The organism is Microbacterium sp. (genome assembly GCF_036823965.1).
Taxonomy (GTDB): domain Bacteria; phylum Actinomycetota; class Actinomycetes; order Actinomycetales; family Microbacteriaceae; genus Microbacterium.
Genome location: NZ_DAITBE010000003.1, coordinates 74,765 through 98,681 on the forward strand (window position 1 = coordinate 74,765; position 23,917 = coordinate 98,681).

21 protein-coding genes are annotated in these 23,917 nt (G+C 69.5%); 9 read left to right on the forward strand and 12 right to left on the reverse strand.

Features of this window, described 5'->3' with window-relative positions:
• Positions 1-217: 217 nt before the first annotated feature.
• The 4 genes from V7Z82_RS06610 to V7Z82_RS06625 form a co-directional block, all read right to left on the reverse strand.
• Entirely contained in the window at positions 218-1,558 is a 1,341-nt protein-coding gene (locus tag V7Z82_RS06610) for a DUF222 domain-containing protein (protein WP_334149295.1), read from the reverse strand.
• Between the two features lie 179 nt (positions 1,559-1,737).
• Positions 1,738-2,835: a serine hydrolase domain-containing protein gene (locus V7Z82_RS06615; protein WP_334149297.1), complete on the reverse strand. Its 1,098-nt coding sequence runs from the start codon at positions 2,833-2,835 to the stop codon at positions 1,738-1,740.
• 122 nt (positions 2,836-2,957) lie between these two features.
• Complete coding sequence (locus V7Z82_RS06620) at positions 2,958-4,121, reverse strand: acyl-CoA dehydrogenase family protein (RefSeq protein WP_334149299.1); 1,164 nt, start codon at positions 4,119-4,121, stop codon at positions 2,958-2,960.
• A 152-nt stretch (positions 4,122-4,273) separates the two neighbouring features.
• Positions 4,274-5,203 carry a M15 family metallopeptidase gene (locus V7Z82_RS06625; protein ID WP_334149301.1) on the reverse strand — a complete coding sequence of 310 codons (930 nt, stop codon included), beginning with the start codon at positions 5,201-5,203 and terminating at the stop codon, positions 4,274-4,276.
• Between the two features lie 132 nt (positions 5,204-5,335).
• On the opposite strand from V7Z82_RS06625, the gene V7Z82_RS06630 reads away from it, so the two are divergent.
• Genes V7Z82_RS06630 through V7Z82_RS06640 form a run of 3 tightly spaced genes read left to right on the forward strand, consistent with a single transcriptional unit; the run spans position 5,336 to position 8,114 of the window.
• The gene (locus V7Z82_RS06630; protein ID WP_334149303.1) at positions 5,336-6,364 is read left to right on the forward strand and encodes a zinc-dependent alcohol dehydrogenase; all 1,029 of its coding nucleotides are present in this window, start codon (positions 5,336-5,338) and stop codon (positions 6,362-6,364) included.
• Positions 6,361-7,119, forward strand: a complete 759-nt coding sequence (locus V7Z82_RS06635) for an SDR family oxidoreductase (RefSeq protein WP_334149304.1) — start codon at positions 6,361-6,363, stop codon at positions 7,117-7,119. Before V7Z82_RS06630 ends, V7Z82_RS06635 begins: the two co-directional genes overlap by 4 nt.
• Positions 7,120-7,133: 14 nt before the next feature.
• A complete protein-coding gene (locus tag V7Z82_RS06640) occupies positions 7,134-8,114 on the forward strand; it encodes an aldo/keto reductase (RefSeq protein WP_334149306.1) in 981 nt (326 codons plus the stop codon).
• 256 nt (positions 8,115-8,370) lie between these two features.
• Here the strand turns inward: V7Z82_RS06640 and V7Z82_RS06645 are convergent, their stop codons facing one another.
• The 8 genes from V7Z82_RS06645 to V7Z82_RS06680 are packed head-to-tail and all read right to left on the reverse strand — an operon-like array spanning position 8,371 to position 17,476.
• Positions 8,371-9,885, reverse strand: a complete 1,515-nt coding sequence (locus V7Z82_RS06645) for an aldehyde dehydrogenase (NADP(+)) (RefSeq protein ID WP_334149309.1) — start codon at positions 9,883-9,885, stop codon at positions 8,371-8,373.
• The gene (locus tag V7Z82_RS06650) at positions 9,882-11,072 is read right to left on the reverse strand and encodes a fumarylacetoacetate hydrolase family protein (protein ID WP_334149311.1); all 1,191 of its coding nucleotides are present in this window, start codon (positions 11,070-11,072) and stop codon (positions 9,882-9,884) included. Before V7Z82_RS06650 ends, V7Z82_RS06645 begins: the two co-directional genes overlap by 4 nt.
• 25 nt (positions 11,073-11,097) lie before the next feature.
• Positions 11,098-11,868 (reverse strand): enoyl-CoA hydratase/isomerase family protein, encoded by a 771-nt coding sequence (locus tag V7Z82_RS06655; protein ID WP_334149315.1) that lies wholly within the window; start codon positions 11,866-11,868, stop codon positions 11,098-11,100.
• Positions 11,865-13,031 (reverse strand): hypothetical protein, encoded by a 1,167-nt coding sequence (locus V7Z82_RS06660; RefSeq protein ID WP_334149316.1) that lies wholly within the window; start codon positions 13,029-13,031, stop codon positions 11,865-11,867. The genes V7Z82_RS06655 and V7Z82_RS06660 overlap by 4 nt, the downstream gene beginning before the upstream one ends.
• Entirely contained in the window at positions 13,028-14,278 is a 1,251-nt protein-coding gene (locus V7Z82_RS06665; RefSeq protein WP_334149318.1) for a CaiB/BaiF CoA transferase family protein, read from the reverse strand. The genes V7Z82_RS06660 and V7Z82_RS06665 overlap by 4 nt, the downstream gene beginning before the upstream one ends.
• 38 nt (positions 14,279-14,316) lie before the next feature.
• On the reverse strand, positions 14,317-15,369 hold the full coding sequence (locus V7Z82_RS06670; RefSeq protein ID WP_334149320.1) for a Gfo/Idh/MocA family protein: 1,053 nt from the start codon (positions 15,367-15,369) through the stop codon (positions 14,317-14,319).
• Complete coding sequence (locus V7Z82_RS06675; RefSeq protein ID WP_334149322.1) at positions 15,366-16,322, reverse strand: MBL fold metallo-hydrolase; 957 nt, start codon at positions 16,320-16,322, stop codon at positions 15,366-15,368. Before V7Z82_RS06675 ends, V7Z82_RS06670 begins: the two co-directional genes overlap by 4 nt.
• Positions 16,322-17,476 carry a mandelate racemase/muconate lactonizing enzyme family protein gene (locus tag V7Z82_RS06680; RefSeq protein WP_334149324.1) on the reverse strand — a complete coding sequence of 385 codons (1,155 nt, stop codon included), beginning with the start codon at positions 17,474-17,476 and terminating at the stop codon, positions 16,322-16,324. The genes V7Z82_RS06675 and V7Z82_RS06680 overlap by 1 nt, the downstream gene beginning before the upstream one ends.
• Positions 17,477-17,585: 109 nt before the next feature.
• On the opposite strand from V7Z82_RS06680, the gene V7Z82_RS06685 reads away from it, so the two are divergent.
• The 6 genes from V7Z82_RS06685 to V7Z82_RS06710 all read left to right on the forward strand — a co-directional run bounded on the left by V7Z82_RS06685 (position 17,586) and on the right by V7Z82_RS06710 (position 23,861).
• Positions 17,586-18,329: a FadR/GntR family transcriptional regulator gene (locus tag V7Z82_RS06685; protein WP_334149326.1), complete on the forward strand. Its 744-nt coding sequence runs from the start codon at positions 17,586-17,588 to the stop codon at positions 18,327-18,329.
• Between the two features lie 140 nt (positions 18,330-18,469).
• Positions 18,470-19,732 (forward strand): ABC transporter substrate-binding protein, encoded by a 1,263-nt coding sequence (locus V7Z82_RS06690; RefSeq protein WP_334149328.1) that lies wholly within the window; start codon positions 18,470-18,472, stop codon positions 19,730-19,732.
• A 4-nt stretch (positions 19,733-19,736) separates the two neighbouring features.
• The gene (locus tag V7Z82_RS06695) at positions 19,737-20,711 is read left to right on the forward strand and encodes a carbohydrate ABC transporter permease (RefSeq protein WP_334149330.1); all 975 of its coding nucleotides are present in this window, start codon (positions 19,737-19,739) and stop codon (positions 20,709-20,711) included.
• Positions 20,711-21,538, forward strand: a complete 828-nt coding sequence (locus tag V7Z82_RS06700) for a carbohydrate ABC transporter permease (protein ID WP_334149335.1) — start codon at positions 20,711-20,713, stop codon at positions 21,536-21,538. Before V7Z82_RS06695 ends, V7Z82_RS06700 begins: the two co-directional genes overlap by 1 nt.
• A 3-nt stretch (positions 21,539-21,541) precedes the next feature.
• Positions 21,542-23,686 carry a right-handed parallel beta-helix repeat-containing protein gene (locus tag V7Z82_RS06705; RefSeq protein WP_334149337.1) on the forward strand — a complete coding sequence of 715 codons (2,145 nt, stop codon included), beginning with the start codon at positions 21,542-21,544 and terminating at the stop codon, positions 23,684-23,686.
• A 31-nt stretch (positions 23,687-23,717) separates the two neighbouring features.
• Entirely contained in the window at positions 23,718-23,861 is a 144-nt protein-coding gene (locus V7Z82_RS06710; protein ID WP_334149339.1) for a hypothetical protein, read from the forward strand.
• Positions 23,862-23,917: the final 56 nt, after the last annotated feature.

Here is a 23,917-nt window from a genome sequence, read left to right on the forward strand (position 1 = left end):
ACCGACTCGGCGATTCAGGCATACTCGCACCTCTGAACGGCCCAACCTGCGCCACGGTGTCTGCCGAAGCGAGCCCTGAGCCTGCGCGTCGCCACGGCCCCGGTTCGGGGCGCGATGTCGAAGCACCGGTTCGGGCCGCGATGTCGAAGCACCGAAGTGTCCGATCTTCGGCGTCGTTCGGGCGGTGATATCGGAGCGCCACCCCCGCGCTGACGCTTCAGGCGGCGATGTCGAGTCGTGCGCGGCCGCCGAGGCGTGGTGTGCGGTCGGGGTCGACGTATGCGGGTGGGATGCACCAGACCCGTGCCGCGGTCCCGACACCGTCGATGCGGATCTCCCACCCGTTGTCGTGGATGCGATGGTGACACGTCTCACACAGCAGCACCCCGTTGGACAGGTCCGTCGGTCCCGCATCTCGCTGCCACCACCGGATGTGGTGCGCTCTGGTCATCTCCGGTGGCAGCCCGCACATCGCACACCCACCATCCCGCTCCACCAGTGCGAGGCGTTGCGCCCTCGTGAACAACCGTTTCTCCCGCCCCCAGTCCAGGATCTCGCTCTCCCCACCGAGGACCCACGGGATCACCCCGCCACCGGCCGCGATCCGACGGGCCACCCCGACGCTGACCGGCTGATCGATCCCATCGACCCCCGCCACCCCCGCACGGGATTCCAGGTCGTCGAGGTTCATCCGGACGATGACCGTCGCGCCAGCCAGCGGCAGCGTCGTCTCGCAGCCGAGGACATGGGCGCAGAACACGTGCAACGCGTCCGCCTGGATCATCGGCACGGTCCGCCGATCAGCGTCCGGCGCATCCGCATCGGTGGCATCCTTGCAGGCGGCGAACGCGGCGGTCACGAACCCACGGATCGCGGTCACCACCGGCGCCGCGGTCTCCGCATCCAGCAGTGCGTTCAGGTGCACCATCCCGTCCCGCTCGAAGATCGTCACCGACCGCCGGACCCGCCGCTCCTCCTCGCGAGGCTCCACCCCGGCCGGGTCCAACCATGCCTCCGCCCGCACCACCAATTTCCGGACGTCATCCAACGCAAGCCCCGCCGCCTTCTCGACAAGCACCCGCTCGCCCTCCGCGGTCCGCTCCACACCCGCGGCCACCCGGCACCGCTCCAACAGCGCGATGAGCAACCCCGCGGCAGCAACGCCGAGCGCACCCGTCGCCAGCGCGTCGCGCACGACCGGATACTTCGCCGGCACCGGCGACCCGACCAGGTCAGCCCGCGGTGCGGTCGCCTCACCCACCGCCACCAACCGGGCCGCATCGCCCGCTGACACTCCCGTCGTCGCGGCGATGAGCTTCGCAGGGCTCCGGAACCCCTGCTGCTTCGCCAGACTCTCCGCCCCGAGCTCCGGCCGCGACTCATGGGCGATCCCCGCCGCGACATCCGCCTGCACCGCCTCCACCCGCCGCTGCAGCACCCCGATCGCCGCGTTCACCGCGATCAACTGCCTCCGCGACAACTCGGTCGCATCATGAGCATCCGCCCAGGCCGCGTCCAGGCGGGCCATCGCCTCATGCACCCCGACCAGTTTCGCCATACCCTCATTTTATCCCGACCACCATCGACTTTCGAAGCTTTGTTCGAATCGCATTCCGGCATACCGGCATCCTGGTGAACGAGAAACGTGGGGAGAAAGAAGAGCGGGGAGAAAGAAGAGTGGGGAGAAAGAAGAGTGGGGAGAAGGAGAAGAGAGGACGAAGACGTCGCCCCCTCCCCTCACCGCGTATCGGCGAACAGCCCCAGCACTTCCGGCCCCATCTCGACCTGCGTCAACACGATCCGGAACGATCCGTCCGGGTCGACCGAGAAGTCGGTCCCGAGTCCGCCGGACCAGCCGTATCGCCCTGCACCTTCACCCTCGGTCTGCATGGCCACGCCGTATCCCCAGCCGGTGGCGTCCCAGAACCCGGGGTAGAAACTGTCCGATGCCTTGGCGCTCGCGGGCACCTGATCGGTCCGCATCGCCGCGAGCAGCTCCGGCGCCAGCACCACCTGCCCATCGTGCCGACCACCCGTGGCGAGCATCCGCGCGAAGACGGCGTAGTCCGCCGCTGTCGACACGAGTTCCGAATGGCTGACGTCGAACGGCGCCGGCGCGACCGAGAAACCAGCGGCCGCCGGCTCGACCTCGACCAGCGACTCCCCGTCGTGTCGATGGGCGGCAGGCAGCCGATGCGCCTGCTCGACCGGCACGGAGTACCCGGTGTCGACCATGCCCAATGGCCCGAAGAGCTCGCGCCGCAGATGCTCCTCGAGCGAGCCGTCCACCAGGCGGGAGAGCAGGATGCCGAGGATGCCGAAGGAGTGGTGATAGCGCCACCCGGTCCCAGGCTGGAAGGCCAGAGGGAGCGCGGCGAGCGCTTCGAGCCAGTCCTGCGCTCCGAGCGAGACGGGCTCCTGCCCCGCTTCGGTCCGGTTGGCGATCATCGCCGCCTGCAACGGCGACGGCGCGGTCATGACGCCGTATCCCGAGGTGTTCGTGAGCAGATGTCTGACGGTGATCGGCGTCACCGCCGGTTCGACATCGTCGAGGGATGCTCCGGGCGAACGCAGCACCCGCCGGTCGGCCAGTTCCGGCAACCAGGTCTCCACCGCGTCGTCGAGTCCGAGGCGCCCGTCCTGCACGAGCCGAAGCGCGGCGACCGCGATGATCGGCTTGGTCATGGACTGGATGCGAACGATCGCATCCGCGGCGAGGTCACCGGCCGTGACGATCTCGGTCCTCCCGTCAGGATCGCCGGTGACGCCGATGATCCCCGGAGCGGTCCCCCGCGAGACGTGGTCGTCCAGGATCTGCTGCAGCGTCTGCGTCATGCCCCTGATTCAACCACCGGATGCCGCCGCGCGGCCGTGCAGGGTCGGAAAGGCACCTCGCAACCGCGTCAGAGGCGCATTTCCGACCCCGCATCGGCAGGCGAGCCGGAGTGCGGAGACCCTCAGCGCTTGCCTGCGATCTGCCGTCCGACGATCTCGCGCATGATCTCGTTCGTGCCGCCGTAGATGCGATGCACGCGGGCGTCGAGGAACGCACGGGCGATCGGGTACTCGGTGATGTAGCCGTACCCGCCGTGCAGCTGCACGCCGGTGTCGAGCACCTCCCACTCGCGCTCGGTCGCCCAGAACTTGACCTTCGCGGCCTCTTCCGCAGACAGCTTGCCCTGCGAGTAGGCGAGCAGCGCACGGTCGATGTACGCCCAGAGCGCGTCGACGGTCGTGGCCATGTCGGCGATCTTGAAGCGGGTGTTCTGGAAGTCGATGATCCGCTCACCGAAGGCCTCACGGTCCTTCGTGTACGTGATCGTCCAGTTGAGGGCCGCCTGCGCCGCCGCGGCTCCTGCGACGCCGATCGAGAGGCGCTCGAGCGGCAGGTTCATCATGAGCTGCACGAAGCCCTTGCCCTCGACGCCGCCGATGAGGTTCTCCTCCGGCACGAACACGTCGGTGAACGACAGCTCGGCGGTGTCGTGACCCTGGAAGCCCATCTTGTGCAGCTTCTTGCCGTGCTCGAAGCCCTCCATACCGTCTTCGAGCAGCACGAGACTGAACGCGTCAGGACGGTTGCCCTCGCCGGTCTTGACGAAGGTGACGACGAGGTCTGCGGTCGCACCGGACGAGATGAACGTCTTCGCACCGTTGACGATGTAGCCCCCGTCGACCTTCTTCGCGGTGGTCTTGATGCCGCGGAGGTCGGACCCGGCCCCTGGCTCGGTCATCGCGAGCGCTCCGACGACCTCACCGGTGGCCATGCGCGGCAGCCACTTGGCCTTCTGCTCCTGCGTGCCCATGTGCACGAGGTACGGAACAGCCAGATCGTCCTGGATGCCGAAGGCGCCGGCGAGCGAGCCGGCACCGGCCGCGATGACCTCTTCGTTCACGACCGCGCGGAAGCGGTAGTCCTGCAGCATCCCCGCTCCGCCGAACTCCTCCGGAACGGACAGGCCGATGATCCCGGCCTCGCCTGCGGCGAGCATGGTGGCCCTGTCGACCTCTCCGTCGGCATCCCACCGCTCGATCGCCTCGCCGGTCACGTAGCGCTTGACGAAATCCTTGACGAGGTCGCGGAAGGCCTCGTGATCCTCTTCGTAGATGTCGCGTTCCATCGCGTCCTCCTGAACGTCTCGTGCGTCATTGCTCCCGCGATTCTATGTCGGGGAGTGCAGCGAAGACAGGGAGTTGTGAGAATGCATCCCACAATCGGTGAGACTGGGTACCGCGATTGTCGGATGCCGCCAGACGGCCCCGATCGACCCGATCAGGGCGTGTAGTCGGGAGCCGCCGGCAGCCCGAAGAACTCCTCCAGCGTGTGGAATCCACCGGCCTGATAGGCCGCCGCGAGGTCGACGCCGATGTAACGGAGGTGCCAGGGCTCTGGCGCGTATCCGGTGACGCCGCTGCCGACGCTCTCGTAGCGGACGACGAACCCGTACTCCCAGGCGTGCGCTGCGACCCAGGCACTCTGCCCGGTGGCGCCGAACCCGTCGAGACCGCCGCAGCGCGTGTCGCATGCGACGACGTCGAGCGCGAGTCCGGTCTGGTGCTCGCTGTGGCCCGGTCGCGCCGAACCGGCATCCGCACCCTCCTGCCCCTGCGATCGCACATGCGAGTCGTAGGTCGTGACCTGCAGGCCGTAGGAGCGGTAGCCGTTGTTCGCCCCGATCCTGCCGGCGCCGGCGGCGGCGGCATCCTCCGCCATCTGCCCGACGGCGGCACCGACATCGGAGCGCACATCGCCCGAGAGCGTCGTCATCTGCAGCGGCACCTCCGCGAGCGAGGCCGGCGCGTAGTCGGCAGGCTCGAGCGGACGGGCCTTGTTCACGACGACCCAGATGCGCGCCGGATCACTCAACGAGATGCAGGGCGCATTGCCCGCCACGACGGCCGCCCTGAACGGCTCTCCGCCGCCGAAGCCGGCGATCGCTGCGGCGTCATCCCCGCGAGCGAGCGCGTCCTGCACAGCGGGATCCGCACACGGGTCGGCCGCGGTCGTGGCATCCACCTGCACCGACGGCACCTGCATCACCGCGACCGGCTCCGGCATCGCGCTCGGGTCGGCCGGTGCCAGCGGCGCGGTCGCGATCGAGAGCAGCATGCCGAGCGCAGTCACCGCGATGCCGATCGGCAGCGCCGGGCCGCGGAGCGGTGAGGGCGCGGCCGCATGCTGAGCGTGCGGCAGGGAGGGCATTGACCCATTGTCTCCCGGGAGGCTGGATGCCACCACCGACGCACCCCGCAACCGAGGATCCCCACGCCGGATCCTCCTTGTCGATTCATCATACGTATGAGTAATCTGGAAGTCTGAGATGAGGAGCAATCAGTGCTGACTGTGAACTACGTGGGCGACCGCACACTCGACGTGCGCACCGCCGAGCCGACCCCGCCGCCGCCCGGACAGGTGCAGATCCGCGTCGCCTACACCGGCCTGTGCGGCACCGACCTGCACATCCTGCACGGCAGCATGGACGCCCGCGTGCGCATGCCGCTGGTCTTCGGCCACGAGATGAGCGGCACGATCGCCGCCGTCGGCGAGGGCGTGACCGGCTGGAGCATCGGCGACGCCGTCACCGTCATGCCGCTCGACTGGGACGGCACCTGCCCCGCGTGCCGTGCCGGCAACGAGCACATCTGCCAGAACCTGAACTTCATCGGCATCGACTCCCCCGGATCGCTCCAGGGCTCGTGGAACGTGCCGGCCGAGACGCTGCTCGCGCTCCCCGCCGGCCTCGCGCTCGACCATGCCGCGCTCGTCGAGCCGGTCGCGGTCGCCGTGCACGACGTCCGCCGGTCGGAGTTGGCGGCAGGACAGAAGGCCGTCATCATCGGCGGCGGCCCGATCGGCACGCTGATCGCCACCGTCGCCAGGCACACGGGCGCCGATGTCACGGTGATCGAGATCGACGAAGGCCGTCGCGCCCAGGCCGAGTCGCTCGGCTTCACGACCGTCGACCCCGCTGCCATCGACCAGGTCGCCTGGGTCGAGGAGTGGACCGACGGCGTCGGCGCCGACGTCGTCTTCGAGGTGTCTGGGGCCGCCGCGGCGGTGCGGGGCATGACCGCGCTCGCCAAGGTACGCGGAACGATCGTCGTGGTCGCGATCCACCCGACGCCGCGCGAGGTCGATCTGCAGCGTGTGTTCTGGCGCGAACTGCGTCTGCTCGGCGCGCGGGTCTACCAGCGGGTCGACTTCGAGAGGGCCATCGAGCTGCTCGCCGACGGTGCGATCCCCACCGATCAGGTGATCACCCGCATCGTCCCGCTGTCCGACACGGCAGACGCCTTCACCGAGCTCGAGGCCGGACGCGCGATGAAGATCCTGATCGACGTGCAGGCCGGGTCGAACGCATGACCGGCGCGTTCGACCTGACGGGCCTGCGGGCCGTCGTCACCGGCGCCAACCGCGGCATCGGGTTCGGCATGGCGACCGCGCTGGCCGAGGCCGGAGCGGACATCGTGGGCGTCAGCGCGACCATCGCGTCCTCCGGCAGCGAGATCGAGTCGGCGGTGACCGCGCACGGGCGCTCGTTCCGAGCCATCCGCTGCGACCTGTCGGATGCCGCGGCCGTCGCCGATCTCGGCGCAGAGCTGCGCACGGCCGAGGTCGACATCCTCGTCAACAATGCGGGCACGATCCTGCGGGCACCGGCGGCTGAGCATCCGATCGAGTGGTTCGAGCGCGTGCTGCAGATCAACCTGACCAGCCAGTTCGCCCTCGCGCAGGCAGTCGGCGGGTCGATGCTGGAGCGCGGCCGCGGCAAGATCATCTTCACGGCGTCGCTGCTCAGCTTCCAGGGCGGCATCAATGTGCCGGGCTACGCGGCGGCGAAGTCTGGCATCACCGGCGTGGTCAAGGCGCTCGCGAACGAATGGGCCGGCAGCGGCGTGAACGTGAATGCGATCGCGCCGGGGTACATCGCCACCGACAACACGCAGGCGCTGCGCGACGACCCCGATCGTTCGGCGGCGATCCTCTCGCGCATCCCGGCAGGACGCTGGGGCCAGGCATCCGATCTCGGCGGCGCCGCGGTGTTCCTCGCGTCGGCGGCATCCGACTACGTCGACGGCGTCGTGCTGCCGGTCGACGGCGGATGGCTCGGCCGCTGATGGATCGACCATCGATGCAGGCCGCACAGCTGCGCACCGGTACGCCGCTCACCCGCTTCGGGCTGGGCGGCGCTCAGCTCGGCAACCTCGGACGCGTCACGACCGACGAGCAGGCGCACGCGGCGGTCGACACCACCTGGGCGCGCGGGTCGCGTCTGTTCGACACCGCGCCGCACTACGGCCTCGGGTACTCGGAGCGGCGGCTCGGCCGGCTGCTCGCCGCGCATCAGCGCGATGCGTTCGTGCTGTCGACCAAGGCCGGCCGCACGCTCGTGCCGCAGGAACATGACGAGGGCCAGCTCGACGACGGCGGCTTCGCGGTGCCGGCGGCGTATCGTCGCGAGTTCGACTTCTCGCGCGACGCGATCCTGCGCGGGGTCGAGCAGAGCCTGGAGCGCCTCGGCGTCGACCGGCTCGACATCGTCTACCTGCACGACCCGGACCACCACTGGGAGCAGGCGTCGACCGAGGGCATCGGCGCGCTCGGTGAACTCCGGGAGCAGGGCGTCGTGACGTCGATCGGCGTGGGCATGAACCAGTCGGCGATGCCGGCCCGCTTCATCCGCGAGACCGACATCGACGTCGTGATGCTCGCCGGACGATTCACGCTGCTCGAGCAGGGGGCCACCGCCGATCTCCTGCCGGCCGCCCTCGAGCACGGCGTCGGCATCGTGAACGTCGGTGTCTACAACTCGGGGCTCCTCGCCCGTCCTCGCGTGGCGCCCGGTGCGACCTACGACTACGTCCCAGCGCCCGCGGCATTGATCGAACGGGCGAATGCGATCGCCGAGGTGTGCGAGGAGTTCGGCTCCGACCTCCCGACCGCGGCGATGCAGTTCAGCCTGCGGCATCCGGCGGTCTCGTCGGTCGTGCTCGGATGCCGCGACGGCGAGCAGGTGTCGGAGGGCATCGACCGGCTCGAAGCGACCATCGACGACGCCCTGTGGGATGCGCTGATCGCGCGCGGGCTGCTGCCGGAGGGCGTGTTCGGCTGAGCCCGGTCTTCGGCCCTTCGACACGCTCAGGGACCCGACCCCGCCGGACGCACCTGAGCCCGGCTTCCGGTCGCAGTTCATGTCGCCCCGGGCGGCCCGAGGCGGCAGGAACTGCGACCGGACCCTTCGACAGGCTCAGGGACCCAAAAGGGTGAGACCCTTCGACAGGCTCAGGGACCCAACGGGGTGAGACCCTTCGACAGGCTCAGGGATCCAGCGGGCTGGGACCCTTCGACAGGCTCAGGGACCCAGCCCGTCAGGCGGAAGCCAGCTCCAGCACGCCGTCGACGCGTCGCGGCACGTCGACCGCGCCGTCGCGCAGCTCGACCGGCAGCACGTCGGCCGGGGCGTCCTGCCAGGCGAGCGGCCGCAGGAAGCGGCGGATCGCCGTGACGCCGACCGAGGTGTGCTGGGTGTTCGTGGCCGGCCAGGGCCCGCCGTGGTTCATCGCCCACGAGACCCGCACGCCGGTGGGGTAACCGTTGTAGACGATGCGGCCGACGAGGTCTTCCACCGCATCCGTGAGGTCGCCGCGGACGCCGGTCTCCTCCGGCTCGCTGTGCAGCGTCGCGGTGAGCGAGTGCGGCACGGCCTGCAGGGCGCGGCGCACCTCGTCGAGCGCGGCGTAGCGCACGATCACGACGAGCGGACCGAACGCCTCTTCCGCGACCGCCGCCGTCACGGCTGCGGCGTCGATCTCGAGCACGGCCGGCGTGAGCGAGAAGCCGTCCTCTCCGGCGTGCGGCGCGACGAGGCTGCGTGCCCCACCCTCCTCGATCAACCGCACCCGGATCTCGTCGAACGCGCCGTGGATGCGCGAGTTCAGCAGCGTCTGCGCCGCTGCCCCCTGGGCCCGAGCCACGACATCGGCGACGAGTGCGTCGCCCTCCGCGCCGGCCGGCACGAATGCCACGCCGGGCTTCGTGCACAGCTGCCCCGCCGAACCGGTGACAGAGGCGTAGAGTCCCTCGCCGATCGCGGCGGTGCGCTGCGCTGCGGCTCCTGGCGTGATCACGAGCGGATTCAGGCTCGAGAGCTCGCCGTAGAACGGGATGGGCGTCTCGCGCTCGTCGATGATCCCCTGCAGGATCCTGCCGGTCGACAGCGATCCCGTGAAGCCCACCGCTGTGATGCGCGGATCGGCCACGAGCTGCGCCCCGGCCTGCTGACCGTAGACGATGCCGAGCGTGCCGGCAGGAGCGCCGTATGCCGCCGCCGCCTGCGACAGCGACTCGTACGAGCGCTGCGAGGTGACGAGATGCGAGCTGTGCGCCTTCACGACGACCGGGTTGCCGGCTGCGAGCGCCGACGCGGTGTCGCCGCCGATCACCGAGAACGCGAACGGGAAGTTGCTGGCACCGAAGACGGCGACCGGGCCGATCGGCACGAGCATGCGACGGACGTCAGGGCCGGGCCCGAGGGCCGTCTGCCCCGCGTGGTCGATGATCGCCTCGAGGTAGCCGCCCTCGTCGACGGCATCCGCGAACAGCCGGAACTGGAAGGCGCTGCGCGACAGCTCGCCGTTCAGGCGGGCCTCCGGGAGTCCGGTCTCGGCCAGCGCCGCCTCGACCAGCGCTGCACGGTCGGCTTCGAGCCCGTCGGCGAGCGCCCGCAGCAGCCCGGCGCGCCAGGCGCGGGGGTGACGGCGAAGCTCGGCGAAGGCGGATGCCGCAGCCGCCGTGATCGCGGCGACGCCGTCGGCATCCGTCGCGTCGATCCCGGTGTCCGATGATGCCCCGGTGCGAGGGTCGGTGGTGGTGAGGGTGGTCATGCACTCGTCCTTCCGAGCAGGCCCCGCTGCGCGAGGTTGGTCATGAGGGCGCCGATGCCGAAGTCCCACGGCGCGAGCGCCTCGCTGTGCTGCACCCGGTTCACGAGTGCGCCGAGGTGCGGCGAGGAGATCCGCACGACATCGCCGATGTGGTGCGTGAATCCGTGACCCGCCTCGTCGCGGTCGTCGGTCGGGGCGAACATCGTCCCCAAGTACAGCACGAAGCCGTCGGGGTAGGCGTGGTGATCGCCGTTCGCCTGCCGTACGAGGTCGGCCGGGTCGCGGCTGATCTGCGCCATGTGCGATTCGGCCTCCATCCGGAACCCGTCCTCACCGTCGACGGCGAGCGTGACGGACTCGGCGCGCAGGTCGTCGAGACCGAAGTGGTCGTCGAAGAGCCGGATGAGCGGGCCGACGGATGCCGAGGCGTTGTTGTCCTTCGCGCGGCCGAGCAGCAGGGCGGACCGGCCCTCGATGTCGCGCAGATTCACGTCGTTGCCGAGCGTCGCGCCGACGATCTCACCGTTCGAGGCGACCACGAGCACGACCTCCGGCTCGGGGTTGTTCCACTTCGACTCGGCGAGCACGCCGACCTCGGAGCCGGCACCGACCGTGGCCAGCACGGGTGCCTTGGTGAAGATCTCGGCATCCGGTCCGATGCCCACTTCCAGATACTGGCTCCACAGTCCTGCGGCGATCAGCACCTGCTTGAGGCGAGCGGCCTCGGGCGACCCTGGGACGAGGTCGCGGACGTCGCCACCCAGTGCCTCGAGGATCGTGGCGCGGATGCCGTCTGCCGACTCAGCCTCGCCTCGTGCCTTCTCCTCGATGATGCGCTCGAGCATCGAGACGGGGAAGGTCACGCCGGACGCCTTGACGACCTGCAGGTCGATCGGCGAGAGCAGCCACGCACGTGCATCGTCGCGGGTGCCGATCGGCGTGTTCGCCCACACCTCGGCGAAGGCACCGATCGCCGGCCCCTCCGCTGCGGTGACGGCCGCTGCGGGATCCGCCAGCTCGGTGAGGGCGGTCATCGTCGGGAACGCTGCCGACAGATCGTGCAGGATGCCGTCGCGCAGCGCCACGACGCTCGGCCCCGCTGGGGTCTGCACGCGTCCGACGAGCAGCGCGCCGCTCGCATCGGCCGGCAGGATGCTGCCGGCATCGCCGGTCCAGTGCTCGCTCATGGTCTCTCCTCGTTCGGGTCTGTCGTCAGCGACGTCGGAAGACGCCGGGCCGCTTCTCGGCGAAGGCCGCTCGCCCCTCGGCCGCATCCTCGGTCGCGAAGGTGATGCCCTGCATCTCGCGCTCGTAGGCGATGGCCTGATCCTGCGGCAGGTTGAACGCCGCACGCAGGTTGGCCTTCGCGGTCTCGGCTGCGATGGGAGGTCGAGCCGCGATCGTCGCCGCGAGTTCCTGTGCACGACGCAGCAGCTCGTCGGCGGGAACGACCTCGCTGATCAGGCCCCAGGCGAGCGCGCGCTGCGCGTCGATCGGGTCGCCGGTGAGCAGCATCAGCGATGCGTTGCTCGCGCCGATCGAGTTCGCGAGCAGCACCGACATGCCGCCCCCGCCGATCCAGCCGAGCTTGATCTCGGGGGCGGCGAAGCTCGCGGTGTCGGCGGCGATCCGGATGTCGCACGTGAGCGCCGCCTCGAGCCCGCCTCCGAACGCGTAACCGTTGATCGCGGCGATCACGGGCTTGCGGAGCTCGCGCAGGGCATCGCAGTAGTCGCGGCGATTGCGGAACTCCCACGGCGTCTCGTACTGGTCGAGCGTGGCGATGTCGCTGCCGGCACTGAACGCGCGCCCGGTGCCCGTGTAGACGACGGCCCGCACCTCCGGGTCGTCGTTCAGGGCGCGGACGATACGAACGAGCTCGTCGCTCATGCCCTGCGTCACGGCGTTCAGCTTCGCCGGACGGTCGAGCCGCACGGTCGCGACATGTCCCTGCTGCTCGACGACGATGAGTTCCTCGGTCATGCTGTCTCCTTGAACGGTGTCTCACCCCGGGTCGCTGAGCCGCCACCCCGGGTCGCTGAGCCTGTCGAAGCGTCCACGAGCGCCGCGAAGCGCTCGTCGATCGCATCGAGCGCGCCGGCGGCATCCCGCTTCCCGGCGACGACGGCGCGGACGATGGCTGATGCCTCGGACTGGAACGGGATGTACCCGGCGACCCGCGGCCGGATCCACGATGCGTCGATGGTCGACAGCGTTCGCGAATAGAAGCCGTGCGCTGCGGTGTCGACCGCGGTATCCGTCCACGCGGCGCGCAGCCCTGGCTGACCGTCGTGCGAGGGGATGAACCCCCGCTGCGTCTCGTCGGAAAGCAGGCGGCGCAGGTGCGTGAGCAGCGCAGCCGAGGGTTCGGAGCGCCGCGTCACCGCGATGCCGGTGCCGCCGATCGTCGAGCCGATGCGGCCGTCGGATGCCGGCGCGCGGTCGAACGCGATGACCGGCGAGCTGTAGTTCACGTACCCGTACACGAGCGGGATGTAGCCGATGTCGCCGCGGTCGCGCATCCGGTCGAGCAGGCCGATCGGGTTGAGGGCGGCAGTCCCCTCCGGCGCCTCGGACGAGAGACGCGTGAGGAGGTCGAGCGCGCGGAGCGCGATGGCGCGGTCGAAGAACGGCAGGTCCCGTCCTGGGGCGTCGCCCAGCGACACCGCGATCGAGCACAGCGAGAGGAAGGCGTGCGGGCCGGCGAGGCTCGTGGCCACGAGGCCGCGCTCGGCCAGCGCCAGCGCGTCATCCCAGGTCTCCGGGGCGTCGACCACGAGATCGCGGCGCCGCACCGAGACCTGCGTCGCAGCATCCAGCGGCAGGGCCCAGAGCCGACCGTCGAGCGAGTACGAGGCGATGCTCGGGCCGACCGCTGCATCCGCCCAGGCGCGCACCTGCGCCTCGTCGAACAGCGCGTCCAGCGGGCGGATGCTGTCGTTCGCCAGCGCATCGCCGAGGTGCGGGTGATCGAGCACGAGCAGGTCGTAGCGACGCGCGAGCTCATCGATGGGCGCCGACTCGAAGCCCTCGAGCGGCTGCACCTCCCAGCGCAGCGTGTCGCCGTCTCCGAGATCACCGGATGCCGCCTCGAGCGCGGTGCGCCCGCGGGGGTGATCCCAGGTGAGGCCGACGTACTCGGTCACGATGCGACGGTGCTCAGCGGCGCGGCCGGGGTCTTGGCCGACGCGGTCTGCGCCACGGCGCCCGAGTCGAGCAGCTCCTGCGCCCGCTCCTGCGTGAAGCCGAGCTCGGCGAGGATCTCCGAGGTGTGCTCACCGGTCAGCGGGGCGCCGCGGTCGATGCGCGCCGGCGTCTTCGCGAACTTGTACGGGAAGCCGGGCGTCTTGATGTGCCCCTCCGTCGGGTGGTCGTACTCCACGAACGTGCCGTTGTGGATGATCTGCGGGTCGTTCACCAGGTCCTCGTAGCCGTAGACCGGCCCGACCCACATGCCGGCCGGCAGCAGCGTGTCGAGCCAGTGCTGCGTCGGCTGCTCGCGCAGATGGCGGGCGACCGTCGCGTAGAGCTCGTCGCGATGGGTCCACCCGTGCACCTCGGCGTCGAGGCCCGCGAACGACGGCTCGCCGAGCACCTCGCCGAGCTTCTCGAGATCCGCGAACCCCAACGCCAGATAGCCGTCGCTGGTCGCGAAGACGCCGTAGGGCGCTCGGATGTAGACGTGCGCGTTCGGCTCGGTCCCGCGCTGCTGCGGCACGCCCCCGACCGTGTAGACGCTGAGCTCCTGCATCTGCAGGGTCGTGAGCGCATCGAGCATGTTGACGGTGACGAGCTGGCCCTCACCCGTGCGCTCACGGTGCAGCAGCGCGGCGAGCACACCTTCGAACGCGGTCGAGGCCGTCACGGCATCCGCCAGATACTGGCCAGCGGGCGACGGCGGCTCTCCCTCGCGCCCTGCGGAGAGCATCGCGCCGCTCATGGCCTGCAGCAGCAGGTCCTGACCTGGCCGATCCTTGTACGGGCCGTCCTCGCCGTAGCCCGACATCGAGACGTAGACCAGCGAGGGGTTGATCGCGGCCAGACTCTCGTAGTCGAGTCCGAGGCGGGCGGCGACGCCAGGTCGATAGTTCTGCAGGAAGACGTCGGCGTCGGCGATCAGCGCACGCACGACCTCGCGACCGGCATCCGATTTCAGATCGACAGCGAGCGAGCGCTTGTTGCGGTTCAGTGAGAGGAACGAGACGTTGATCTCGTTGCCCTTCGCACCACCGGCCGAGGCGAACCGCTGCCACTCGCCGGCGGTGGGCTCGACCTTGATCACGTCGGCGCCGAGGTCGCCGAGGCGCTGGGCGGCGAAGGGCCCCGCCATCGCGATCGAGCAGTCGATGACGCGGTACCCGTCGAGAATGCCGCGGGCTGATGTCTCAGACATTTCCTACCTCTGTGGTGCGTGGGTGTTCGAAGGCGAGTTCAGACGGGGGTGTCGACGCCGCCGGCAGCGGATGACCGCAGGAGCGCATCGATGAGTTCGACCGAGCGTGCGGCGACCGTCACGTCGGAGTTGTTCTCGCGGCTCGCACCGGTGATCAGCTCGATGAAGCGTGCCGGCGGCACGAGGCATTCGTAGTCGCCCTCGCCCTCCGCGATCGCGAGCTCCTCGCGTCGACCGTCGTAGCGGTTGAGCGTGACGCGCTCGCGCTCGACGTCGATCATCAGCACACCGTCCGAGCCGAACAGCCGGATGTCGACCTGGTACCTGTCGCCGTCGGCGAGGGTCGCGGCGCCGGACAGCGAGCCGAGTGCGCCGTTGTCGAAGCGGATGACCCCGGCGTCGAACAGGTCGACGGGCGCGCCGGCGGTGATCACACGACCGGCGACGGATGCCGCACGCAGCCCGGTGAGCCAGAACAGCAGCGCCGAGGAGTGGGTGATCTGGCCGTGTGCGTAGCCGCCGCCGTGCTCCGGGCTCGACCAGGTGGTCGGGTCGGGCGCGGTGTCGGAGTTCCAGCGCTCGAGCATGTGCGTCGGGTCTGTGCCGAACAGCCCGCGCGTCGGCGATGCCATGTGGCACAGCGCGTACTGGATCTCGCCGATCGCGCCGGACTCCAGCATCCGCTTGGCGGCGACCGTGAACGGCTTGTAGTTCCAGCCATAGGGCACGAGGAAGACGGTGCCTGCGCGCTCGGCGCGGGCTGCCAGGTCCCATGCCTCTGCGGCGTGCAGCGTCATCGGCTTCTCGCACAGCACGTGCAGTCCACGGTCGAGCGCCTGGGCGGCGAGCGGATGGTGCAGGTCGTGCGGGGTCGAGATCACGACCGCGTCGATGTCGGCATCCAGCAGCTCCGTCGCATCTTCGGTGGCGAAGCCGAAGCCGAACTTCTCGCGCACCGCCTCGAGCCCTTCGCCCTTGCCGCAGACGCCTACGAGTTCGACGTCGTCGCGCTCGGCGAACAGCGGGAAGTGGTTGCTGGTGGCCCACCAGCCGGCGCCGATCGCGCCGAGCCGAACCTTCACGCCGGTCACGCGACCCACCGCCAGGTGCGGATGCCGTCGCGGTCGCCCTCGACGACGGCGCCCTGCTGCACGAGCCGCTCGAGGTTGCCGGTCAGCGGGAAGATGAGGTACTCGGCCGCCGCCGCAGGCCAGGGCCCGAGGTCGGCGGCCGCGCGCCGGATGAGCTCGAGGGACGTGAGGGCCTCCCCCGAGGCCAGCACCTCCGCGATCACTCGATCGACGCGTTCGGTGTAGGCAAGCGAGCTGTCGAGGAACTCGTCGACACCCGCCCCCTCGTACACCGGGTAGTGGGCGGTGAGCAGCAGTTCGGCGTCGAGCGCCTGCAGACGACGGATGCTGTCGACGTACGCGACCGTGTCGCGATAGGTGGGCGGGAACGCGGCGCGGCCGTCGGCGGTCGGCACGGTCTCCCCGAGCACGGCGTCGGAGATGAGGAGTGCGCGGTTCGCGGCATCCCACAGGGCGAGATGGCCGGGCGAGTGCCCCGGAACCGAGAGCACCTCGATCGTGCGGTCGCCGAGGTCGAAGACCTCGCCGCCGTCGAGCGCCCGGTCGACCGTCACGAGTCGGGTGGAGCGTCGCACCTCGGCGGTGGTCTCCGGCGGATCGTCGAAGCGGTCACGTGCCGCGAACTCGCCGTAGCGGCCCGAGATGAGCAGCTCGACGTCTTCGGTCATCGGCACGTCGGCGCGGCCGGCGAGGAACTCGGCGTTCGGGGCGACGTCCGCGAGTGCGGCGTTGCCGCCGGTGTGGTCGAAGTCGCAGTGCGAGCTGATCACCCAGCGGAGATCGGTGAGGTCGAATCCGATCTCGTCGAGCGTCGGCAGCAGGGTCTCCGGCACCGAGTCGGCGACCCCGGTATCGAACAACAACGCGCCGGTCGGACCGGTGAGCAGGTACATCGCGATGAAGCGCTCCCCGAGCGGAGCCTGGATGCGGTGGATGCCGTGACGAAGCTGCATCATTCGCCCCACGTGCCGAGATCGACCAGCCGCAGGCCGGCACGCGGCGAGCGCACGTGCGGACCCGCCGGCTCCTGCCAGTCCGCCTCGCTACGGGCCTTCGTGATGATGGCTTCGTCGATCTGGATGCCGACGCCCGGCCGGTCCCCGAGCACGATGCCGCCGTCCTGGAACTCCTGGTCGAGCGTGAGGCCGAAGGGCGATCCGAGATCCTGCACCTCGGCGGACAGGTGGTTCGGCACCGCCGCGGCCGCAGCCGTGACGGTGTGGTTGGCGGTCAGGCCGACCGGGCTCACCGGGAGGTCGCGACTGTGCGCGGCGATCGCGACGCGGAGGAAGTGCGTGATGCCCCAGACGGCGCCGGCCTGCACGATGTCAGCGCCGCCCGCGTCGAGCAGCGGGCGGTACTGCTCGAGTCCGGTGAGATTCTCACCGGTCGCGACGGATGCCTTGATGGCCGCGCTCAGGCGGGCGTGCCCTGCAGCATCCCACCGGCGCAGCGGTTCCTCGACCCAGGTGAGGTCGAGATGCTCCTCGAGTGCGCTGACGTGGCGGACGGCCTGCTTGAGGTTCCACGACTCGTTCGCGTCGAGCATGAGGGCGGGTGCCGCGCCGTTGGCGGAGAGGATGTCGGTGAGGATGCCGAAGCGACGCAGGTCGGCTTCCACGTTGCGGCCGCCTTTGAGCTTCGCCGCCGTGTACCCGCGATCGGCGAAGCGTCGGTAGAGCGTGGCGAGCTGCTCGTCGTCGAGCGCGGCGTCGAGGCCGGAGGCGTATCCAGGGACGAAGCGGTCGCCGGCGCCGAGGAGACGCCAGAGGGGCTCGCCGGCGAGCTTGGCCTTGATGTCCCAGAGCGCGGTGTCGAATGCGCCGATGCCGCCGAAGGTCGCCCCGCCGTGCGACGACTTGAACACCCGGGCGAGCATCGCGTCGTAGAGGGTGGTGACCGCACGAGGGTCCTGCCCCTCGAGGGCCGGGAAGAGCCGCTCGAGGTCGGCGTGCGATCCCATGCCGACGCCCTCGACGCCCTCATCGGTCTCGAGGATCACCAACGGGACGTCGGTGACGCCGGATGCGATGAATCCGTTGACGTCGCCGACGGGCCGTCCCCAGTCGTGGACGGTGCGCAACGTGCGGTAGCCGGTGATCTTCATGTCGCCCTTGAGTGTGAGAGATCGAATGTGGAAACACCATACATCATATGTCTGGCGTTTCGCGAGTGTCCACTGCCGCACCGACGAGGACGTCAATAGAGTGTCAGGCATGACCCTGCCCGCAGATCACGCCACCGGGCGTGCACGCGCTCCGATCGATCGCATCGGCGCGACCGTTCTGAATGAACTCGTCCAGTCGATCGTCACCGGGGAGTTCGGCCCCGGCGACCTCCTTCCACCCGAGAGCGTCATCAGCGTGCAGTTCGGCGTGAGCCGCACCGTCATCCGCGAGACCATGAAGCGTCTCCAGGAGAAGGGCATGGTGACGGTCGCCCAGGGGCGCGGCACGCACGTGAACCCGTCCACGAGCTGGAACGTGCTCGATCCCTCGGTGCTGTCGGCCATGATCGAGAACGACTCCACGCTCGGCGTGCTCGACGACTTGAGCGTCGTGCGCGGCGCGCTCGAGGCCTCGATGGCGGCCGCCGCCGCGAACACGGTCGACGACGACGCCCGCGCCCGACTGCGCGAGAGCCTCACCGCGATGGCGGAGCACGTCGACGACTCGGCGGCGTTCCGCGAGGCGGACGTGCGCTTCCACGTCGCCGTGATGGAGCTCGCCGACAACGCGCTCGCCGAGAACATCGCCCGCGTCCTCATCGCGCACGCCGTCGGCAGTGACCGCTTCACGGGCGTCGACCCGGAGCATGCCTTCGAACTCACCCTGGCCGAGCACGAGAAGATCCTCGAGGCGATCTCCGCCGGCGACGCCGAAGCGGCACGCATCGCGATGAGTGAGCACATCCTGGGTTCCTGGTCGCGCCGCCGCCTGCCGTCCAAGAAGCGCTCCTGACCGCAGCCGCGCGACCGGATCGAACATCGGTCATGTGATGTTTGCTTGATCGTTTTCGTAAGACGTAGTATGTTTCCTCGCAGGGCTTGCACCCACGGGCCCCTGCAGCACACTTACCTATCAGCGTTGAGAGGATCGCAATGAAGCGAAGGATCGCCATCCCCGCCGTCATCGGCGTGGCGGCACTTGCACTCACCGGTTGCGGCGGAGCGTCGCCCACCGGCACCACCGGAGACTCCGGGTCGAGCGACAAGCTCGTCGTCTGGAACTGGGGCGACGCCGACGAGGCAGCGGCCGCGTACACCGAGGACGTCAAGGCGGCATTCGCCGAGGCGCACCCCGACGTCGAGGTCGAGATCGTGAATCAGCCGTTCGACCAGTACTACACGCTGCTCGGCAGCGCGGTCGAAGCCGGCACCGGCCCCGACGTCGCACTCTTCAACGGCGGCACGCAGCTCAAGAGCCGCGCGTCGACGCTGGTGCCCGTGACCGATGAGCTCGCCGACCTCGAGGACACGCTGGCCGGCTGGCCCGCGTTCCAGGCCGACGGTGAGACCTACTCCGCCCCGATGTTCCTCCAGGGCTTCCCGATCTACTACAACAAGGCACTCTTCACGGCTGCCGGCCTCGACGCCGACACCCCGCCGACGACCTGGGACGAACTCGCCACCGCGTGCACCGCGATCACCGAGAAGACGGATGCCTCGTGCTTCGCGCTCGGCAACAAGGAGGGTCTCGGCATCGAGTTCTTCCTCTCGGGCTTCGCCTCCGGCATCTTCACGCCGGAGGAGTACGACGCCTGGATCGACGGCGACCGCGACTGGACCAGCGAGCACGCAACGCAGGTGCTGCAGATGTGGGCGGACTCCGCGGCGGACGGCTGGTACAACGACGGCGCGAACTCCACAGCGATGTTCAACGACTCCTTCGACCTCTTCTCCGGCGGCAAGTCGGCCATGGTCGTCGGGCTCATGAGCGGTACGGCGCACTGGAAGCAGTTCGACGAGTTCCTGGGCGAGGACCTGGGGTTCATGATGCCGGTCGGCACGAACGAGGGCACGACGCTGGCGCTCCCCGCCGAGGGCGGCATCGGCTACGCCGTGCTGAACGAGGACAAGAAGGACCTCGGCGTCGACTGGATCAAGGCGACGGTCGACCACGACGCCCTGGCCGCGTACTCGCTCGCCGGCGGTCAGATCACCTCTGACACCACGATCGAGCTCGACACCGACATCGCCTCGGCGAACGACATCGTCGCAGAGCTCCCCGGCAGCAAGCCGCTGCTGCACACGGCGCTCGAAGCCGAGACGCTCGACCTGCTCCACCGCCTCGGGCAGCAGCTGCTCGGCGGCGAGGTCACCGTGCAGGATGCCGCCGCCCAGCTGGCAGCGTCGGAGGGCTGATCCCGTGTCGATCGACACCACCTCGACCCGGAGCCTTGTTCTCGCGAACAGGGCTCCGGGCCGCGGCCGCCCCAAGCGCGGCAGCCGTCGCGATCTGGGCGTGCCGCTGCGCAAGAAGCCGTGGACGTCCGAACGGCTCGCGCCCTACCTCATGGTGCTGCCGGTCATCCTGATCCTCGCCGTCTTCCGGCTCTACCCGCTCCTGCTCGGCGTGAACTACTCGTTCACCGGTGACAAGGAGCTCAACGGGCAGTTCGTCGGCCTCGACAACTACCTCACCCTGCTCGGCGACGCGCGGTTCCAGGCATCCGCCCGCAACGTCCTCGTCGTGCTGCTGTTCGTGCCGATCCAGGTCTTCGTCGCCGGCATCCTCGCGACCTTCGTGTTCCTGAAGATCCCCGGGCACCGCTTCTACCGCAGCGTGTACTTCCTGCCGGTGGTGCTGTCGCCGATCATCATCGGTGCGATCTTCAACATCCTGCTGGCGGCCAACGGCCCGATCAACAACGCGCTCGGCGCGATCAACCTCCCCGGGGTCGACTGGCTCGGTCTGCCGAACACCGCGCTCCCGTCCGTGCTCGTCGTGCACATCTGGGCGACCTTCGGCATGGCCTTCACGATCTTCCTGGCCGGGTTCGCCACCCTCGATGCAGAGCTGCTCGACGCGGCGAAAATCGACGGCGCCAACCTCTGGCAGCAGATCGTGCATGTCATCATCCCGAGCCTCAGCCAGACCATCCAGTTCGTGTTCGTCACGACCACGATCGGCATGCTGACCGGCCTCTTCGGCCTCCTGTACACGATGACCGCCGGCGGCCCCGGTGCAGCCAGCTACCTGCCAGAGTTCCTCATCTGGAAGCTCAACGGCGAGGCGCGACCTGCGCTCGCCTCCGCGGCATCCGTCTTCCTGCTGCTGATCGTGCTCGTGATCGGGCTGATCCAGATCCGCGTGCTCCGCCGCGCCACGAAGGAGTCCTGATGCGCAGGGAACGCCTGGGCAAGTGGCTCATCGCCATCCCGATGATGCTGCTGGCCATCGCCACCATCGCGCCGATGCTCTACGGGCTGAACATCTCGCTGAAGACGCGCAAGGACTACGTGCTCGACCGTCTCGGGGTCACCCAGACGTTCAACGTGCAGAACTTCATCGACGCGTGGACGAACGCCGACATGGGCCGCTACTTCATGAACACGATCATCGTGACGGTGTTCTCGGTCGCGATCCTGCTCGTCCTCGCCTCGATGTGCGGCTATGCGCTCAGCCACCTCACGTTCCGCGGCAGCAAAATCGCGTTCCTGATCATCCTGGCGATGATGATGATCCCGTTCCAGGTGATCATGGTCCCGACGATCAAGGTGCTCAGCGACATGGGCCTGATCAACTCGTTCCCAGGGCTGATCGTCGCGTACGTGGCGCAGTTCCTGCCGTTCACCGTGTTCTTCATGACCTCGTACTACTCGGGCATCCCGAAGGAGCTCACCGAGGCAGCTCGCGTCGACGGCAACGGACTCTTCGGCGTCTGGGCGCGCATCATGATCCCGGTCGGCAAGCCCGCACTGATCTCGATGGGCATCTTGAACGCCCTGTTCGTCTGGAACGACATCCTGATCGCGCTGCTCATCATGCAGTCACCGCAGAACCGCACCGTCATGGTCGGCGTCAGCGCGCTGCGCGGCCAGTACCCCGACAACGTACCGACGTACATCGCCGGCGTGCTGCTCGCGGTGCTGCCGATCATCGTGGTCTACCTGATCTTCCAGCGGCAGATCTCGGCGGGTGTCACCGCCGGCGCCACGAAGGGCTGACCCGTGAGCACCGATCGGATCGAGGTCTACGTCGCGCCCGACGGGTCGCCGTTCGCCGACGGCTCGCACGGGTACCCCGCGAACGATCTCGAGCATGCGCTCGCGCTCGTGCGTCGGCGGCGCGAGCCAGGGCAGCGGGCCGTGATCTGGATGGCGGGCGGCGAGTACCGGCACCTCGCGCCGGTCTCGTTCACCGCCGCCGATTCATTCACCTCGGTGGTGGCGGCGGATGCCGCGAACCCGCCGGTGCTCCGCGGATCCGAGCGCATCACCGGATGGCGGCCGGTCTCGATCAACGGAGTGAGCGCCTTCGCAGCGCCCTCCCCTCGCACGGCCGCACGACGGCTGTACGTCGACGGCGTCGCCGCGGATCGGCCCCGCTACCCGCGCGAGGGGTTCCTGCGCGTCGAGGAGCAGGAGGGCCTCGACCCCGCAGGCAGCTTCGTGGGCACCCTGTTCGACGGCGCCGCCACGTTCCGCTTCGCCGAGGGCGACATCCCCGAGCTGGCCCAGGAGCGCTCGGTCGAGATCGTCGTCCCGCACTACTGGGTGCAGGAGCGGATGCCGATCGAATCGATCGACCGTGCGGCTCGCACCATCACGAGCTCGCTCCGCAGCATCTTCGCGCTGCGCGACGACGCCGCCAAGCTCTTCGCCCGCTACTCGCTCGACAACGTCGCCGAGAGCTTCGGCGAGGTCGCCGGCGAGTGGTACCTCGACGCGACCGGCGAGCTGATCGGAGCATCCGGCCCGCATGTGCTGTACCTGCCGGAGTCCGGCGTCGACATCGCCGACCTCGACGTGCGGATGCCGGTGGTCGACGCCTTCGTGACGCTCGACGGCACTGCCGCGGCGCCCGTGCGCGAGGTGCGGTTCGAGGGCATCCGCTTCGAGGATGCCGACTTCGACGCCGTGCCGCCTGCCGTGCCGCCGTTCGGGGTGCGCGAGGATCCGCAGCTGCCGCCGAGCGAGCGCTACGCGGCCGATGTGCAGGCGGCGAGCACGGTACCCGCCGCTCTGCGGTTCGAGTTCGCGCGGTCGTGCGCGGTGATCGGCGGGGGTGTCGAGCGCGTCGGCGGCTACGGCGTGAGCCTCGGGCCCGGCACGCGCGGCGCACTGCTCAGCGGCGTGGCGTTCCGCGACCTCGGCGCCGGAGCCGTGCGCTCCGGCGGCGGGATCGATGCCTCGGCGGCGGACTACAACCGGGCGAACGAGGTGTCGGACTGCGTGATCGAGCGCGGCGGCCAGGTCTACCCGAACGCGGTCGCGGTGCTGTTCCAGCACGGCTCGCACAACGTGATCGCGCACAACGAGATCAGCGACTTCCTCTATTCGGGCATCTCGGTCGGCTGGATGTGGGACTACCTGCACAGCCCGTCCGAGGGCAACCGCATCGAGAGCAACCACATCCACCACCTCGGGCAGGGCCTGCTCAACGACATGGGCGGCGTGTACCTGCTGGGGATCGCGCCGGGGACCGTGGTGCGCGGCAACCACATCCACGACGTCGAGTGCGCGAACTACGGCGGCTGGGGCATCTACCTCGACGAGGGGTCGTCGCACGTCGTGATCGAGCAGAACGTCGTGCACGACGTCTCGAGCCAGGCGTACCACCAGCACTACGGCCGCGAGGTGATCATCCGCGACAACGTGTGGGCGTTCGGGCGCAACGGGCAGGTGTCGATCACCCGCCCGGAGGACCACGTGTCGTTCACGTTCCACCGCAACATCGTGGTGGGCGAGGGGATGCCGGCGTTCGTCGGGTATCCGGACCACCGCGACATCCGAAACTTCGGCATCGACAGCGACCTGAACCTGTTCTGGGACCTCGCGCCGTTGGAAGGCGCGTCCAGGGCGGCGAACGCGGCGCGTGAGACGGGGACCGACGGACGCGTGGGTTTCGAGATCATCGAGCGCCTGGACGACGAGTGGGCGCGGCTCGGGCATGACCGGCACTCGCTCGCGGCGGACCCGCTGTTCGAGGACCTGGCCGCGCGCGACCTGCGCGTGCGCGCCGGGTCCCCGGCGGAGGAACTCGGCATCAGGGTGCCAGACGTGCGCGGTGCGGGGCCCCGGCCCGACGCTGCGCGCCTGCATCCGCTGGCTGCTGCGACTCGCGCGGATCCGTTCCTGCCCACGCAGGGGTAGCGGGTCGCTCCACGGTCCGTAGGCTGGGGGGATGCACGCACGAGCGCTGGATCCCCGGGTCTGTCCGACCTGCGGCGGCGCGCTGACGTTCGAGATCCTCGACGACGAGCGGTTCCTCGTCGTGTGGTCGTGCGTCGAGTGCGGGCTGATCCGCGCCACGGAGCCGACCGGATAACCGAATCGTCCTTTTCTTCGAATCTCACTTGCGCGAAGTTCGTTCACATGTTCGAA

Excerpts from the sequence above, each read along its gene's own strand:
- V7Z82_RS06710 (WP_334149339.1), top strand. The coding sequence starts at position 23,718 with ATGCACGCACGAGCGCTGGATCCCCGGGTCTGTCCGACCTGCGGCGGC.
- V7Z82_RS06615 (WP_334149297.1), bottom strand. The coding sequence starts at position 2,835 with ATGACGCAGACGCTGCAGCAGATCCTGGACGACCACGTCTCGCGGGGG.
- V7Z82_RS06685 (WP_334149326.1), top strand. The coding sequence starts at position 17,586 with ATGACCCTGCCCGCAGATCACGCCACCGGGCGTGCACGCGCTCCGATC.
- V7Z82_RS06650 (WP_334149311.1), bottom strand. The coding sequence starts at position 11,072 with ATGAGCGAGCACTGGACCGGCGATGCCGGCAGCATCCTGCCGGCCGAT.
- V7Z82_RS06640 (WP_334149306.1), top strand. The coding sequence starts at position 7,134 with ATGCAGGCCGCACAGCTGCGCACCGGTACGCCGCTCACCCGCTTCGGG.
- V7Z82_RS06700 (WP_334149335.1), top strand. The coding sequence starts at position 20,711 with ATGCGCAGGGAACGCCTGGGCAAGTGGCTCATCGCCATCCCGATGATG.
- V7Z82_RS06635 (WP_334149304.1), top strand. The coding sequence starts at position 6,361 with ATGACCGGCGCGTTCGACCTGACGGGCCTGCGGGCCGTCGTCACCGGC.
- V7Z82_RS06655 (WP_334149315.1), bottom strand. The coding sequence starts at position 11,868 with ATGACCGAGGAACTCATCGTCGTCGAGCAGCAGGGACATGTCGCGACC.
- V7Z82_RS06620 (WP_334149299.1), bottom strand. The coding sequence starts at position 4,121 with ATGGAACGCGACATCTACGAAGAGGATCACGAGGCCTTCCGCGACCTC.
- V7Z82_RS06645 (WP_334149309.1), bottom strand. The coding sequence starts at position 9,885 with ATGACCACCCTCACCACCACCGACCCTCGCACCGGGGCATCATCGGAC.
- V7Z82_RS06625 (WP_334149301.1), bottom strand. The coding sequence starts at position 5,203 with ATGCCCTCCCTGCCGCACGCTCAGCATGCGGCCGCGCCCTCACCGCTC.
- V7Z82_RS06690 (WP_334149328.1), top strand. The coding sequence starts at position 18,470 with ATGAAGCGAAGGATCGCCATCCCCGCCGTCATCGGCGTGGCGGCACTT.
- V7Z82_RS06610 (WP_334149295.1), bottom strand. The coding sequence starts at position 1,558 with ATGGCGAAACTGGTCGGGGTGCATGAGGCGATGGCCCGCCTGGACGCG.
- V7Z82_RS06680 (WP_334149324.1), bottom strand. The coding sequence starts at position 17,476 with ATGAAGATCACCGGCTACCGCACGTTGCGCACCGTCCACGACTGGGGA.
- V7Z82_RS06665 (WP_334149318.1), bottom strand. The coding sequence starts at position 14,278 with ATGTCTGAGACATCAGCCCGCGGCATTCTCGACGGGTACCGCGTCATC.
- V7Z82_RS06675 (WP_334149322.1), bottom strand. The coding sequence starts at position 16,322 with ATGCAGCTTCGTCACGGCATCCACCGCATCCAGGCTCCGCTCGGGGAG.